This is a genomic window from Flavobacterium sp., from assembly GCF_004211145.1.
Taxonomy (GTDB): Bacteria; Bacteroidota; Bacteroidia; order Flavobacteriales; family Flavobacteriaceae; genus Flavobacterium.
The window spans coordinates 24,454-40,179 of the sequence record NZ_SEBS01000023.1 but is presented as its reverse complement, the minus strand read 5'-3'; the positions used below and the strand labels follow the sequence as shown (position 1 = coordinate 40,179).

General features: G+C 48.4%; 11 protein-coding genes. 8 read left to right on the top strand and 3 right to left on the bottom strand.

Translation table 11 applies throughout. The annotated features are described in order from the left end of the window. Positions 1-95 precede the first annotated feature (95 nt). From dnaE to trxA, 6 genes are all read left to right on the top strand, one after another. On the top strand, positions 96-4,610 hold the full coding sequence (dnaE, locus tag EOO50_RS11580; RefSeq protein ID WP_290840276.1) for a DNA polymerase III subunit alpha: 4,515 nt from the start codon (positions 96-98) through the stop codon (positions 4,608-4,610). A gap of 5 nt (positions 4,611-4,615) precedes the next feature. Then, positions 4,616-5,179: a hypothetical protein gene (locus tag EOO50_RS11575; RefSeq protein ID WP_290840274.1), complete on the top strand. Its 564-nt coding sequence runs from the start codon at positions 4,616-4,618 to the stop codon at positions 5,177-5,179. 10 nt (positions 5,180-5,189) lie between these two features. Further along, complete coding sequence (locus tag EOO50_RS11570) at positions 5,190-5,690, top strand: hypothetical protein (protein WP_290840272.1); 501 nt, start codon at positions 5,190-5,192, stop codon at positions 5,688-5,690. Then, positions 5,687-6,196, top strand: a complete 510-nt coding sequence (locus EOO50_RS11565) for a hypothetical protein (RefSeq protein WP_290840270.1) — start codon at positions 5,687-5,689, stop codon at positions 6,194-6,196. The genes EOO50_RS11570 and EOO50_RS11565 overlap by 4 nt, the downstream gene beginning before the upstream one ends. 30 nt (positions 6,197-6,226) lie before the next feature. Next, a complete protein-coding gene (locus EOO50_RS11560) occupies positions 6,227-6,385 on the top strand; it encodes a hypothetical protein (RefSeq protein ID WP_290840268.1) in 159 nt (52 codons plus the stop codon). 448 nt (positions 6,386-6,833) lie between these two features. Continuing rightward, positions 6,834-7,151 carry a thioredoxin gene (gene trxA, locus EOO50_RS11555; protein WP_290840265.1) on the top strand — a complete coding sequence of 106 codons (318 nt, stop codon included), beginning with the start codon at positions 6,834-6,836 and terminating at the stop codon, positions 7,149-7,151. Between the two features lie 86 nt (positions 7,152-7,237). Here the strand turns inward: trxA and EOO50_RS11550 are convergent, their stop codons facing one another. From EOO50_RS11550 to EOO50_RS11540, 3 genes are read right to left on the bottom strand one after another with little or no spacing between them, the layout of a single operon-like run. Continuing rightward, positions 7,238-7,627, bottom strand: a complete 390-nt coding sequence (locus EOO50_RS11550) for a hypothetical protein (protein ID WP_290840263.1) — start codon at positions 7,625-7,627, stop codon at positions 7,238-7,240. 23 nt (positions 7,628-7,650) lie between these two features. Further along, the gene (locus tag EOO50_RS11545) at positions 7,651-9,651 is read right to left on the bottom strand and encodes a tetratricopeptide repeat protein (RefSeq protein ID WP_290840261.1); all 2,001 of its coding nucleotides are present in this window, start codon (positions 9,649-9,651) and stop codon (positions 7,651-7,653) included. Beyond that, positions 9,648-10,352 carry a LytTR family DNA-binding domain-containing protein gene (locus EOO50_RS11540; protein ID WP_290840259.1) on the bottom strand — a complete coding sequence of 235 codons (705 nt, stop codon included), beginning with the start codon at positions 10,350-10,352 and terminating at the stop codon, positions 9,648-9,650. The genes EOO50_RS11545 and EOO50_RS11540 overlap by 4 nt, the downstream gene beginning before the upstream one ends. A gap of 287 nt (positions 10,353-10,639) precedes the next feature. Here EOO50_RS11540 and EOO50_RS11535 point away from each other — a divergent pair, with 287 nt between their 5' ends. Then, positions 10,640-11,017, top strand: a complete 378-nt coding sequence (locus EOO50_RS11535) for a hypothetical protein (RefSeq protein ID WP_290840257.1) — start codon at positions 10,640-10,642, stop codon at positions 11,015-11,017. A gap of 255 nt (positions 11,018-11,272) precedes the next feature. Further along, positions 11,273-15,718, top strand: a complete 4,446-nt coding sequence (locus EOO50_RS11530) for a tail fiber domain-containing protein (protein WP_290840255.1) — start codon at positions 11,273-11,275, stop codon at positions 15,716-15,718. Positions 15,719-15,726: the final 8 nt, after the last annotated feature.

Here is a 15,726-nt window from a genome sequence, read left to right as displayed (position 1 = left end):
GATAATTCGATAGGCGATCGTTCGTGCAAAAAAACTATTTTTGAACATTCCGCGTTATGCTTTTTACGCCACGTTAACCTACCTGAATTCCAGCTATGTATTTAATATTCGATACCGAAACCACCGGTTTGCCGAAGCGTTGGGACGCCCCGATCAGCGATTCCTCGAACTGGCCGCGCGCCATCCAGATCGCCTGGCAATTGCACGACGAAATGGGAAACCTCGTCGAACACGAAGATTACCTGATCAAGCCTGAAGGTTTCAATATTCCATACGACGCCGAGAGAATTCACGGTATCTCAACCGAATTGGCCACCGCTGAAGGAATTCCATTGGGCGACGTACTCGAAAAGTTCAATTACGCGCTTTCACGCACCAAATTCATCGTTGGGCAAAACGTTGGCTTCGACGTCAATATCATGGGTGCCGAATTTTACCGAATGGAAACCGATTCGGCATTGGCGGCGCTTCCCGTTCTCGACACGTGTACCGAAGTCACGGCCGAATTGCTCAAGATTCCCGGAGGTCGCGGCGGGAAATTCAAACTTCCGACGCTGACGGAATTGCATCAGTACCTATTCGGACAACCATTCGCCGAAGCCCACAACGCAACTGCCGACGTCGAGGCCACGACACGATGTTTCCTCGAATTGATCCGACGCGAAATCTTCACGAAGGAAGAACTCGACGTCCCGGCTGATTATTACGAGAATTTCCGCAAAGAACATCCGCAGGAAATTCCGCTCATCGGGTTACGACATATCAATCTCAAGGCTGCGTCCGACGCGATTCGCGAAAGCCTGATCCAAACCGGAACCGTCGATGTCGACATTGACGTCGTGGCTTCGACCACCGATTTGTCGTCGGCCATCTTCGCTCACCTGCACAACCATACGCAATTTTCGGTGTTGCAATCCACGATCAGCGTTCCTGTTTTGGTAAATGCCGCTGCGAAAGAAAATATGCCTGCCGTCGCGATGACCGACGTCGGGAACATGATGGGCGCATTCCAGTTCGTGAGCGCCGTGATGAACCACAACAAGGCCGTCGCCGCGAAAAACAAGGAAGCCGAGGAAAAAGGCGAAGTCGCGACAGGTGTCGAAATGAAACCTATCGTCGGAGTCGAATTCTATATCTGCGAAGACCACAAAGACAAGTCACGCAAAGACAACGGCTATCAGGTCGTGTTGCTCGCGAAGAATAAAAAAGGCTACCACAACCTCGCGAAAATGTCGTCGATCGCGTATACCGAAGGATTTTATTACGTGCCGCGCATCGACAAACGCGTTGTCGAGAAATATAAGGAAGACATTATCGTGCTGTCGGGGAATCTCTACGGGGAAATTCCGAGCAAGATTCTAAACATCGGTGAGAACCAGGCCGAGGAAGCGTTATTGTGGTGGAAAGAACAATTTGGCAGCGATTTCTATCTCGAGATCATGCGCCACAAGCAGGAAGACGAGAACCGCGTAAACCAAACGTTGCTGCAGTTCGCCAAGAAACACAATGTGAAAGTCGTCGCGACGAACAATACCTATTACGCGGCCCAACCAGACGCGAATGCCCACGACATCTTGTTGTGCGTAAAAGACGGTGAAAAACAATCGACGCCGATCGGTCGTGGTCGCGGCTATCGTTACGGTTTACCGAACCAGGAATATTATTTCAAATCGTCGGATGAAATGAAACGGTTGTTCGCCGATGTTCCCGATGCGATCTCTAACATTTCTGAAATCGTCGAAAAGATAGAAATCTACTCGTTGTACCGTGACGTTTTACTTCCGAAATTTGACATTCCCGAAGAATTTCTTGTCATCGAAGACGAATCCGATGCCGGGAAACGCGGTGAAAACAAATACCTGCGTCATTTAACCTATGTCGGAGCCGAAAAACGCTACGGCATCGACGGTTTGACGCAAGATGTGCGCGACCGACTCGATTTCGAACTAGCGACGATTGAAAAAACGGGTTATCCGGGATACTTTTTGATCGTGCAGGATTTCATTCGGGCAGCTCGCGAAATGGGCGTTTCGGTTGGCCCGGGTCGTGGATCGGCCGCAGGATCGGCGGTTGCGTATTGCCTTGGGATCACGAACATCGACCCGATCAAATACGATCTGCTTTTTGAGCGCTTCCTGAATCCCGACAGGGTTTCGATGCCCGATATCGATATTGACTTCGACGACGAAGGCCGCGCATCGGTCATGGATTACGTCATCAAAAAATACGGATCGAGCCAGGTCGCACAAATCATCACCTACGGTAAAATGGCGACCAAATCGGCGATCCGCGATACCGCGCGCGTACTCGATTTGCCGTTGTTCGAAGCCGACCGAATCGCCAAACTGATTCCGGGAATGATGCCAGGGAAATGGAACTTGGCGCGTTTCCTGTCTGAAAATGAAAGCGAAGTCAAAAAGGTTCTGCGCTCCGAAGAGTTCGACCGCGTCAAGGAATTAATCGCGATGGCCCAGGAAAAATCGCTCGCGGCCGAAACCATCCAACAGGCGAAAATCCTCGAAGGTTCGCTTCGGAATACCGGAATCCACGCGTGCGGTGTGATCATCACGCCTAGCGACATCACGAATTTCGTTCCCGTTACGACGGCCAAAGATTCGGACTTGTACGTGACGCAGTTCGACAATGCGGTTGCGGAATCGGCGGGACTTTTGAAGATGGACTTTCTTGGTCTGAAAACGCTCACTCTTATTAAAGATACCGTCAAACTCGTGAAATATCGCACGGGAATCGAACTCGATCCCGATAATTTTCCGCTTGACGATCTAAAGACATACGAACTGTTCCAGCGAGGGGAAACCGTCGGGATTTTCCAGTACGAATCGCCCGGGATGCAAAAGTACATGAAGGAACTCAAGCCGACCGTGTTCGCCGACTTGATTGCGATGAACGCGTTGTATCGTCCGGGGCCGATCGCTTACATTCCGGGATTCATCAAGCGCAAGAACGGCGAAGAAGAAATCACCTATGATCTTGAAGCTTGCGAAGGATTGCTCAAGGAAACCTACGGAATCACGGTCTATCAGGAACAAGTAATGCTCTTGTCGCAAAAACTCGCGAATTTCTCCAAAGGTGACGCCGACGTCTTGCGGAAGGCGATGGGTAAAAAACAAAAGGACGTACTCGACAAGATGAAACCAAAATTCATCGGACAGGCGTCGGAACAAAATGGACACGACCCGAAAATTCTCGAGAAAATCTGGAAGGACTGGGAAGCGTTCGCCGAATATGCGTTCAATAAATCGCACTCGACCTGTTACGCCTGGGTCGCTTATCAAACCGCATTCTTAAAAGCGAATTATCCCGCCGAATATATGGCGGCCGTGCTTTCAAACAACATGAGCGACATCAAACAGGTCTCTTTTTTCATGGAAGAATGCAAGCGCATGGGATTGGAAGTGCTCGGGCCGTGCGTGAACGAATCGTTTTACAAGTTCACGGTTAACGAAAATTACGCCGTGCGATTCGGGATGGGCGCGATCAAAGGCGTCGGCGGCGGAGCGGTGCAAACCATCGTCGACACGCGCAAGGACGGGAAATACAAATCGATTTTCGACCTCGCCAAACGCATCGATTTGCGCGCGGCGAACAAAAAAGCGTTTGAAAATTTGGCGCTCGCGGGCGGACTCGATTCATTTGAAAACACACACCGCGCCCAATATTTCCATGAAGAAGGCGACAACATCACGTTCCTTGAAAAGGCGATGCGCTACGGATCGAAATATCAGGAAAACGAAAATTCGTCCCAGGTTTCGTTGTTCGGGGAAGCGAGCGAAGTCCAGATCGCCGAACCCGTCGTGCCGCCTTGCGAGGAATGGAGCACGATGGAGAAATTGGCGCGCGAAAAAGAAGTCGTCGGGATCTATATTTCGGGGCATCCGCTCGACGATTTCAGGTTCGAGATGAAATATTTCTGTTCGGGCCGACTCGAAATGCTCAAGAATCTCGAACCTCACGTGAACAAAGCGCTCACGTTCGCGGGAATCGTGACCAACATACAATATCGGACGGCAAAAAACGGAAAAGATTGGGGCATTTTCACGCTCGAAGGTTTCGACGAGAGTTTCGAATTCAAGATGTTCGACGAGGAGTTTTTGAAGTTCCGACACTATTTGGCGCAAAACCAATTCCTGCACTTCAAAGTCAACGTGCGCGAAGGTTGGGTCAACAAGGAAACGGGCAAGAAATCAGAACCGAGATTGCAATTCTTGGAAGTGAGAATGTTGCAGGATATTCTCGCGGCCAACGCTAAGAAATTGACATTGAATTTGAATATTTCCGACTTAAAGTCGGATTTGATTACACATTTGAGCCATCTGTTCCAACTCAATTCAGGCGCGAATCCCGTCGCTTTTGAGATCGTCGAGACCGAAACCGTAAAACGCCAACTCGCGCCCGTCGCTGTCGTTGCGGGAGAAATGGAAGAAGGCGACGAGGAAGCCGTTGCGATCGAACTCGATGTTCCGGCCGAAGTTGACGAAACGCGCCTCGTCACGAAATTGTCGATGTCGAGCCGCAAAGTCAAAGTCAATATCTGCACGGAATTGCTCATTGAACTGGAGAAACTGGATGTGAAGTTTAAATTGAATTAGTCCGAATGGACAAAATCCTGACAAAAGACGAAGTAAGCGAAATCGTAAACAAACACTACGCGCGTTCCGGAATTTTGAACACGCTCTTGAGCGATTCGACATACAGGGAATACACGCGAATCGACGATTCGAGATATAGCAGGAAAGAGCAGACGCACGGCCTCACGATTTACGAGAGTAAAGTCCCGTTCATTATGTTGCTCACGTTGGCGGCATTTTTCCTGTTCTCATTCCCGATGTTCAACGCGGGAAATCCCACGCCGGATTTCGTGAAAATTCTTTACGGCATAAGCGCTTTGTTGATCGTATTTTCTCTGTTCAAGATTTTCTTCGTAAACAAGATTTTTATGCAGACAACCGCATCTTCGTTTCGATTGAAGGAAGAGCGTGAAATTAAATGGAGTGACGTCTTGGTTACCGGAATTTACGTCGTCCGTGGAAAATCCAGTCAAGATTATGTGATTCTCGGGCTGAATGATGGCGAAGTCGTGAAAATTCTCATTGAATTTGGAAGCTTGTCGGCCAGGGATTTTATCCGGATGATTCACCTGAACAATGAACAGCCTTAAAAAAAGTAACTTGAAAATCGAACTCGAACCAAAACGGAATTACTTTTTCATCGTCTATTCGAGCGTTGTGTTGTTACTTTTGTTCGTTGCGACGATTATCACCATAATTTTGACGATAGCGATCGAGAGATATCAATTTTTCATCGTGGCTTTAGTTTGGATTGTGCTTCAAGGCCTGTTGTTCAGGAGACTGGCGTGGGAGATAAGCGGCAAGGTTTCGATGACGCGCGATAACGATGTGATCACGGTCGATAGAAAATCGTTCCTCCATAAAACTTCAAAAGAGTACTTCTTTGAACCCGGAGACGTGATCGAAACGCGAAATCATGACCGTATTCGTTTCACCGAAAGTTTTCCGCTGGGAAAAACATATATGAAGTTGATGGAATTCCTCATTAAAAACGAATGGAGCGTCGTGTTGGTTTCGACATATTCTGAAGTGGAAATCGTCAACAAGATTTCAAGAGAACAGGCAATTCAAGTACAGGAATTCATTACCGAAAAAAAATGAAAAAAGGACTTATCATTTTATTTACGATCGCGGGACTTCTGTGGCTTTCGCTAAGGATTTTCAGTCGCGCGCAACATACGAGCATCATGAGCAACGAGGCCGCGTTCGACATCCGGATCAATCCTGACAGGCTCAACATCAATACGTATTTTGATTTGCCCGACGGTACGTTCGACGCACAAAAGCACGTTATCATCTGCAAACTTCCTGTCGAGGTCGACGGTTTCAAGCCCGGTTATCAAGTCGTGAAATTCGGCACCGACGGCATCGATTGCAACGAAGCATACAAACCGGGTTCGTACGTGAAATACAATGCGACCGAACTCAAGAACGAATACAGCAAATTCCTGCTCGTCAAAAACTCGGGAATGAATCTATCCATGTTCGACGAGAATTTGGGTGCGAGTCAAATCCTCGGGGAACAACACGTTTTGCTCGAATACAAAAAAGGCAAGGTCAACCACTTGGTTTTTTCATTGTACGGCGTAGAGGATTTCTGCAAATAAATTATAACCTGATTAAAATAGAAAATCAAAATGGGAAAATTCGGAGTCATGGAGTGGATCATCATTTTCATAATCGTCGGTGCGCCGGCCGCCGTGGTATTGTTGGTCGTTCTTTTGAGATTGCTTAAGAAGAAAAAAGAAAATCAGCATCTCGGGAATGGCCCGAGAGACGACAATTCACCGTTTTAGGTTTCGGATGAATGCCTTGCGGTGAAGAAACCCCCCGAAGTCGTATTTGCTTTAATCGCAATCGGCACGAGTTGTTAATGGCTGTCGGGCTGGTTTCGGGTGACGATATTACGTCCGGAAGTGACGCTCACGTTTTTACGAAAATATATTCCTAGCCCTGATGCAAGCGGTTAGCCTTTCGCTGCAAACGTCGTTTTTTTTGCCCGAGCGGCGCAACGACAGAGGAGTTCGCGCCACGCGCGCAAAAATCGACGGTTGCTAGAAAGCTAGTAGCGGGCAGCAGGAAACAGCTCCCGAACTTCAGCACCTTAGCATTTCAGCACTTTAGCACTTCATACCATAATTTCACGCAATCTTATAATAACGAAATCCAATTCAAAACCTAAAATTCATTACCTTTAAAATACCTACTTTTGCAACGTAAAAAACAACTTATAGATATTTAACTATGGCATTAGCAATAACCGATGCTACTTTCGAAGAAGTGGTACTCAAATCAGACAAACCGGTAATGGTGGATTTTTGGGCAGCATGGTGCGGCCCGTGTCGTATGGTCGGCCCGATCATCGACCAGATCAGCGAAGAATATGAAGGCAAGGCCGTGATTGGAAAAGTCGATGTCGACGCCAATCAGGAGTTCGCCGCGAAATACGGAGTGCGCAACATCCCGACAGTTTTGACTTTCAAGAACGGCGAGGTCGTGAACCGTCAAGTTGGCGTTGCCCCGAAAGCGACGTATGCAAGCAGTCTTGACGCAGCGCTTTAATTAGAAGCGAAAAATGATAGGAAGCTCGGTTTTGGCCGGGCTTTTTTTATGGTTGTTCGATATAAATCGACGGGCTGGCGGCCTTTTTATTTTTTTTTGTCCAAGTGTATCGCATCTATCGTTACCGTTTGGCCATCTTTCAATTCCTCTCCAATCAGATCCTCGCCGCCATAAATATATGGCGCTCTTAATATCAGTATGTATTTTTCGGTGCGATCTATTTTGATTTTTACCGAACCCAACGAATCAGTTATATACTGAGCAATCATTGGAAACTCTTTTTTAGGGAATCCAAATGATTCTATTCGGAGTTCGATCGTGTCGAATGCATTTTTCCGGGGCTTTTCAGTTTCTCGTTCTATCGAATTCACCGTTATTGTAATCCGATCTTCCGAATTAGGTTTTCTGTCGCAGTTAGAAAGAAATAGTACTATTATAGAAATCCCAAATATAATTTGCGTTTTAAAAAGCTTCATAATCACGAGTCACAAATTAAGGTTTACATTGCGGGTAACAAAATCGTAACCGAAGTCCCAGTCGGATTATTATCGACAATTTCAAATCTCGCATTAATCAAAGTTCCCAATTCATAAACCAACGACAATCCCAATCCCGATTTCGCGCTGTCGATTTCCGATGCCTTTCCCGTTAAGATATCGCGTGAATTTTGCGGCATTCCGTTTCCGTTGTCCGAGATTGAAATACGCGTTTCTTTGCCCGATGAAGTCGCGTCGATCGTAACTTTTGAACCTTCGTCGGATGCATTCAACGCATTTTGCAAAATGTTGCGCACGATGATCGTCACGATATTGCGGTCTGAAACCACCAAGAAATCGTGAACGTGATTCTCGCACGAAACGTTTTTGCGTTCGAATTGCGATTGCATGAGCGCCGCGATTCCTGAAACGGCTTCGGCCAAATCGAACTTTTGCGGATTCAACGAGAATTGCTGCATTTGCGATTTCGACCAGATCAGCAAATCTTCCATCGTTTCCAAAAGCGTTCCCGCGGCGGCGGTAATCCGGTCGTTGTGTCTAACCTTATCCTGTTCCGAGAAAATGTCGGGATCGGTTTTCTGGAGTTCCAAAAACTGATAAATATGGCTGACCGGCCCGCGTAAATCGTGACCGATGATGCTGAACAACTTCGTTTTCGTCTGGTTCGCCTTGTCGAGTTCGGCGTTGAGGTTCTGCAGTTTCCGATTGATTCTTCGGCGATTATGGCTCTGATAATACAGTAAAATCCCGATAACCGCCAAGAGTGAAATTGCCGCGATCAGATACCATTTTTGCTTTTCCTTGTTATCGATGGTAAGCTTGCTGATTTGCAGTTCCTTGTTTCGAAGTTCGATCGTGCGCTCGTCCTCGAGATTCTGCAACGACTGCTTGTTCTTGAAATTGAATACCGAATCCTTATAAATGTTTGAGAGTTGGCTGGCTTTAAGCGCTTTGTCGAATTTTGAAATGAACTTATAATAATTGGTCATGATCGCAAAATCGAAAATGAGGCCTTCGTGGTTGCCGATTTGTTTGTGGATTTCAATGGCTTGCTCCAGCTTTCCAAATCCTTCGTTCGCAAGGTTGGCGTCCTTGGTTTTTATTCCTTTGTAAACCATCGCGCCCGCAATGGTCTGCAACGCCGAGGCCAACAAATCCTGATCGCCTATTTTTGAGATGACGCCGAGTGCCCGGTTCGAACGTTCAAGGCTTTGGTCGTACATCTCTTTGTCGAAATACGCTTTCGCAAGCCAACTGTCGACGAATGCCATGGGAACTTCTGATCTTGGGAGCAGTTTTTTCAATTCGGAAAGTGCCCGCGTGTACACGTCGATGGCCGCATCGTATTTTTTTTGCTTTTCGTAAACGATACCTTTACTCGCCAGGTTCATGGCTGACGCAACTTTGTTATTGGGCAGGGCGTCCCACATCTTGATCGCCTTGTCGTAATTGATCAGCGCCTTGTCGAAATTTTCAGTGGCATTGTAGATGTTGGCGATATTCTGGTAGCAATTCGCGCTGAAAGTTTTGTTGGTCTCGGCGTCATCGCATTTCTCCAGATGGCGCAAGGCTTCAAACAACGCATCGAGCGCATCGGGAAATTTACTGAGGTTGCCAAAAAGGCTGCCGCGATGCATGTAGACTATTCCGAGATTGCAATGATCGCCCTGTTTCTTGAAAAGAGAAATCGAATTGTCCAGCGCTATTTTCGCCTGATCGTTGTCGCCCAAAACCATTCGATGCTTGCCCAACGCCAGCCAGGATTTCGCGATTCCGGTTTCGTATCGGAGTTTTTTGGAAAGGGACAAGGCCTGATTGGAATAGTCAATCCCAAGCTTGGGATCGCGATGGTAATAAAAGTCCGATAGGCCGATCAGCGTCTCGCACTTCGCATCAGAATCCTTCTGTTTCTTAAAAACAGTCAGCAGCGAATCAGGCGTTTGCTGGGAAAAACCGACAATTCCCGGAACAGCGATTAAAAATGCGAGCAGCCATTTCTTCATAACAACACGTTGAGGTTGTCTTTAAAGCTTCGTCCAACCGGGATCGTGACATTGTTCTTCAAGACGACTTCGTTGGGCAAAATCTTTTCGATAAATTGTTTCTGGACGGCGAAACTCCGGTGTACGCGCATGAAAGAGCGAAATGCATCTTCCTTGAGCAGCGTCCCGATATTGGAAAGCACGCAATGCTTTTTTGCCGATGTGACGATTTTGGTGTAATCCTTTAACGCTTCCAGATACAAGACGTCGTGCAGTTTGATCTTCGTCTGTTCGTGTCCTTCCTTTATGTAAACCGTATCGCCTCCGATGCTCGATTCGAACAATGCCGCCTTTTCACGCAATTCCATGTAATCATGAATGCGTTGCACGGTTTGGGCAAAACGTTCGGCCTTTAGCGGTTTCACGATAAAATCGAGGGTGTCGAGCGCGAAGGTTTCGATCGCGTGTTCGGGATGCGCCGAAATAAAAATGCAAACAGGAACCTCTGAAGCCATTTTGCGGAATTCCAAACCGTCCATGCCCGGCATGTCTATGTCGAGGAACAGCACGTCGACTTTGTTCTTTTCAAGGGCGTAAAGTGCCATGTCTGCCGTAGCAAATGCGCCTATGACATTTATTTCAGGATAGCGTTTGGCATTCGAGAGTACGCTTAGGCGATCCAGTTCGTCGTCATCGAGTATGAGGCAATTCAAAGTCTTCATTGGTCTCAGTATTAATCAAATATAACAGAAAATTTCCTACTCGCTCATCTTTATCCATTAATAATGATGTTCGCCGATTCGGCGTTTTGGCATTTGTGATATTTGTGATTTTTGATGGAAAGACGACCGATCGGATTTTCGATAATGGAACTGATCGCGCGCGAGACGTCAAAGCAAACATAGTCAAAATTGCCAACCTGGAACTTACCGTCGTATACTGATAACGTCGTTGGTATAGTTACAACAACACGTCGGGAAACAACAATTCGGCTGTGGGACGCAATTCGATGTTCAATAACGTAGACGGTAACGACAATGTCAGCATTGGTCAAAACGCACTTTCTTACAATACGACGGGCGATGAAAATGTGGTGAACGGAAGCGCGGCTTTATACATCGGCAGTAACCCGAACCAAAACGTCGCGTTGGGTTTCGAGGCGTTGAAACTCAACAATGCAAATCAAAACACGGCAGTGGGTTATCGCGCCGGAACGAACAATACGGGCTCGAACAATATCATGGTAGGCGCAAATGCGGCGACGCCATCAGCATCGGCCAACAATCAAATGTCGATCGGGAACGTGATTTACGGAACGGCGATGGCCTCGGCCGCAACCGCAAGAATAGGTGTCGGGGAAACCGCTCCGGCTGCAAGCCTTTGGTGAAAGCCATCCAGGAACAACAACAAATCATCGAGTACGAAAAACAAAAGAACGCGCGTCTCGAAGCCGAAATTACGGATCTCAAATCCAGCCAAAAAGCCCTCGAATCACGATTGAACGCCCTCGAATCCAAGATTTTACAGAAATAACTGTTGTTCGTATATTAATACAGCCATTCGTATATTGGTGTTTTTTTTCAAAGGATTCCCGGGTCACTTTTGTTGTTGCAACGCTTAATAGGCACACAACGACAACAGTATGAAAACAATCTACCACATTCTCGCCATGTCCTTTATTGGTGCGATCGCATCGGCCCAGGTTGGAATCGGAACCACCGACCCGAAATCGAAGCTCGATATTCCGGCAACCAACGCGGCGACTCCGTCCAATACTGACGGTCTGCTCATTCCGCGCATCGACGCATTTCCAGTTTCGAACCCGACCGTCGACCAAAACGGCATGATGGTTTTCCTGTCGGTCGATTTGCCGACGAAACCCAAAGGATTCTATTATTGGGACAATGCGACGGTTTCGTGGATCGGCGTAGGCGGAGGCAAAGGCTGGGATGTCGTTGGAAATTCGGGCACGAACGCCGCGGTGAACTTTATCGGGACAACTGACAATCAAGATGTCAACTTCAGGCGGAACAACATCGGATCAGGAAAAATTTCGGCGACCAACACGACTTTTGGAAATGCGACGTTCACAGGGAATGTCAATGCCGAAGACAACATCGCCATCGGTGTTTCGGCGCTTTCAGGCCAAACGTATAACAACGGCGGCACACCATGGTCAAGCGGGCAGATCGCGATCGGCAACCGGGCTTTGATGACGGTCAACTCCGAAGATGGCGCGAACGGTCTTGAAAACCTCGCGTTGGGCAATGACGCCTTGCGCGAAAATACGATAGGAGGCTACAATGTCGCCATAGGTAATTACACATTGTCGTCAAATATACAAGGAGGCGGAAATGTTGGGATAGGCCGTTTTTCGCTTTACAGTAATATTTCGGGAAGCGAAAACATAGCGGTAGGAATTCACGCATTGCAACAAAATCTGACTGGGGCTGGCAACGTGGCGATAGGAAACGATGTAAGTTCCGGAAATACGAGCGGGAACTGGAATGTGGGCATAGGTGATGAAGCGCTGATTTTAAATACTACCGGCGAAGGTAATGTCGGAATAGGCACGCGTGCTTTGAGGGCAGCGACGGGAAGCAACAACACATCAATCGGCGACCAGGCCGGAGAATTGCTGACCTCCGGAAGCAATAACTTGTTAATCGGCAATTATGCGCAGGTTCAGTCGCCAACGGCAAACGACCAAATGTCGATCGCGAACGCCGTTTACGGAACAGGAATGAATTCGACGGCGACCGTAAAAATCGGAATCGGCGATTTGGCTCCCGATGCGAAACTCGAAATCGCGTCGCCAGCAAATCCGGCCGCACCCGCAAACACTGACGGTATCTTGATTCCGCGCGTTTCCCAACTTGCAACGGGAATGACCGCGGCCCAGAACGGCATGATGGTATTCCTAACAACGCTTTGGTCAGGAAATGCTTCGGGGTTTTATTATTGGGACCAACCCACGACGAGCTGGAAAGGCGTTGGCGGAAACGGAGCGGCAGGTTGGGCTACGATCGGCAACTCGGGCACGAATCCCGCCACGAATTTCGTAGGCACGACCGATCCCGTCGATCTGATATTCCGTCGCAATAACGTACAATCGGGCAGGCTCAATCCGGCAAACACTTCGTTTGGGGTTTCGGCCTTGAATCCGGCGAACTCGGGCGTTTATAATGTCGCAATGGGCGCGTCGGCTTTGCAGAACAATACCAGCGGACATTCCAATACGGCCCACGGAAGTTATGCGCTCAACGTGAATACGAACGGGACGCGCAACACGGCCGTCGGTACGAATTCAATGTATTACAACCAAGGCGGCGAGAAGAATACCGGCCTCGGGAACAACACCTTGAACGCGAATATCAGCGGTAACAACAACGTGGCCGTGGGTAGCGAAGTATTGCAATCCAACCAGACCGGAAGTGACAATACGGCAATCGGAAACCTTGCGGGCAGCACCGTTACGGGCAGCAACAATATCTTGGTAGGCGCGAACACGACCGTTCCTGCGGTTGCGGGAAGCAATCAGCTTTCTATAGGAAATTCTATTTACGGAACCGGGATAAATTCGGCAGCGACCGTGAAAATCGGAATCGGCGACAACGCTCCCGATGCTAAATTCGAAATCGCGTCACCAACTAACCCCGCTGCACCCGCAAACACTGACGGTATTTTGATACCTCGCGTGGCGCAACTCGCAACGGGAATGACAACTGCCCAAAACGGCATGATGGTGTTCCTGACGACACTTTGGTCAGGAAATGCTTCGGGATTTTATTTTTGGGACCAACCTACAACGAGCTGGAAAGGCGTTGGCAAAGCCTGGAACCTTACCGGAAACGCCAATACAGATGCTACTACTGATTTTATCGGAACTACTGATGGCGCTCCTCTGAATTTCAGGGTCGGCAACTTTCAGTCGGGAGTTATCGACAGCAACGGGCCGACTTTTTTCGGATACCAATCTGGAATGAACAATGCTGACCTGGGCAGTGTGGGCATCGGGTATCACGCACTACAGCAAAACACGTCGGGATCGAGCAATACTGGCGTCGGATACCGTGCGCTCAGAGGCAATACTCAGGGCCAGTTCAATATCGCATTGGGCGAAAGTGCGCTGTATAGCAATACTTTTGGGAATAACAACTCTGCAATAGGACGCAGTGCGATGTTCAGCAACACAGACGGGAATGACAACGTTGGTATTGGCCAGAATGCATTGTCATACAACATTACGGGAGATGAGAACGTTGCCAACGGAAGTTCTGCGCTCTTGACTGGCTCTAACCCGAACCAGAATGTTGCTCTTGGTTTTGAAGCGCTCCGGGTGACCAATACCAACCAGAATACGGCTGTAGGCTATCGCGCAGGGATCAACAATACGGGCTCGAATAACCTGCTTTTGGGTGCCAATGCTGCTACGCCATCTGCTTCGGCAAACAATCAGATGTCTATTGGGAACGTAATTTACGGCACGACAATGACCTCGGCCGCGGCAGGAAGAATAGGCATTGGAGAAGTGGCTCCGGCGGCAAAATTCCAGGTTTCGGCATCCAGCCCGGCAACGCCTGCCAATACAGACGGGATCATCATTCCGCGGGTTGCTGCCTTTCCTGTGACAAATCCTGGTGTTGCACAGAATGGCATGATGCTGTATCTCACCACAGCGGTAGGTTTAAGGCCTTCCGGATTTTATTACTGGGACGACGCGACCGCTGCCTGGAAAGGCGTGGGTACCGGAACTTCTAACAGCTGGGGTCTTGCCGGCAACACAGCGGCTGCCACAAATTTTATGGGAACGACCAATAATCAGCCGCTAAATTTCAGGGTAAACAACATCACGGCAGGAAGGGTGGACAATCTGAACTTTACAACTGCTTTCGGATCTGAGGCGCTGGCATTGAACGTGGTTTCGCCATTATATACCACAGCAGTAGGAGCCGGTGCGCTGCGAGGTTCGGCAATCATGGCCAACAACATTGGGTACGGAAATGCTGCATTTGGGCACAATACCATTGCAGGCAACAGTTCTGGCCGGTTCAACAGCGGTTTCGGAAACAGTGCACTTATTTCGAATTCTACCGGATTTTATAACGTAGCTATGGGGTATCTCGCTTTGCCGATGTCAACACAAGGAAGTAACGGAACAGCCTATGGCACAGAGAGTATGCGATTTTTTGCCGGTCCTGCCGGTACATATGACAATACGAATGTCGCCGTGGGTTACCGGGCGATGTGGGGCCAGAATACCTCGGGCACGGCCGGTCCGAACAACACGGGCCTGAACAACACGGCCATAGGGTACAGTGCGCTCGAAGGGATTTCATCAGGATTCAGCAATACAGCCATTGGCTATCGTGCGATGGTGGCAAATACCGTGGGAAATTTCAACAGCGCTTACGGGGCCAGTGCCTTGGCAACAAGCAGCACAACCTCACGTAATTCGGCCTTTGGGCAAAACGCACTATTAGCCATAACCAATGGGTTTTACAATACGGCCGTGGGCGCTTTTTGTTATGATTCGGGTGATTTTAACAATTCTTCGGCCTTTGGTGACGGATGCGACATTACGGCAAACAACCAGGTGCGCATAGGCGATGGTGGCGTTTCGAGTATTGGCGGCTCTGTAGGCTGGACAACGGTTTCGGATGCACGCTTTAAAAAAGATATTAAGAGCAATGTTCCCGGTCTTGATTTCATAAAGCGATTGAAGCCTGTGACCTATCATCTCGATATGGATGCTTTGGCGGGATTCTTAAAAACACCAACCGAACTCCGCAAGCCTGAGAGTGAAGCGTTAAAAGCCGCAATGCTGCAAACCGGCTTCATCGCACAGGAAGTGGAAGCCGCAGCCAATGAATCGGGTTTTGATTTCAGCGGCGTCGACAAACCCAAAAACGAAACCGATTTCTACGGATTGCGTTATGCCGAATTCGTCGTGCCGCTGGTAAAAGCCGTCCAGGAGCAACAGCAAATCATTGAATCCGAAAAAGAAAAGAACACCCAACTCGAAACCAAGGTCTTGGAACTTGAAGCGAGACTCAAAGCCATCGAAACACTGCTCGAAAAGAAATAAACGAAAAT

Bases quoted from the DNA above. Each gene is read 5' to 3' on its own strand.
- dnaE (WP_290840276.1), top strand. From the start codon at position 96: ATGTATTTAATATTCGATACCGAAACCACCGGTTTGCCGAAGCGTTGG.
- EOO50_RS11545 (WP_290840261.1), bottom strand. From the start codon at position 9,651: ATGAAGAAATGGCTGCTCGCATTTTTAATCGCTGTTCCGGGAATTGTC.
- EOO50_RS11530 (WP_290840255.1), top strand. From the start codon at position 11,273: ATGAAAACAATCTACCACATTCTCGCCATGTCCTTTATTGGTGCGATC.
- EOO50_RS11560 (WP_290840268.1), top strand. From the start codon at position 6,227: ATGGGAAAATTCGGAGTCATGGAGTGGATCATCATTTTCATAATCGTC.
- EOO50_RS11565 (WP_290840270.1), top strand. From the start codon at position 5,687: ATGAAAAAAGGACTTATCATTTTATTTACGATCGCGGGACTTCTGTGG.
- EOO50_RS11550 (WP_290840263.1), bottom strand. From the start codon at position 7,627: ATGAAGCTTTTTAAAACGCAAATTATATTTGGGATTTCTATAATAGTA.
- EOO50_RS11575 (WP_290840274.1), top strand. From the start codon at position 4,616: ATGGACAAAATCCTGACAAAAGACGAAGTAAGCGAAATCGTAAACAAA.
- EOO50_RS11540 (WP_290840259.1), bottom strand. From the start codon at position 10,352: ATGAAGACTTTGAATTGCCTCATACTCGATGACGACGAACTGGATCGC.
- EOO50_RS11535 (WP_290840257.1), top strand. From the start codon at position 10,640: ATGTTCAATAACGTAGACGGTAACGACAATGTCAGCATTGGTCAAAAC.
- trxA (WP_290840265.1), top strand. From the start codon at position 6,834: ATGGCATTAGCAATAACCGATGCTACTTTCGAAGAAGTGGTACTCAAA.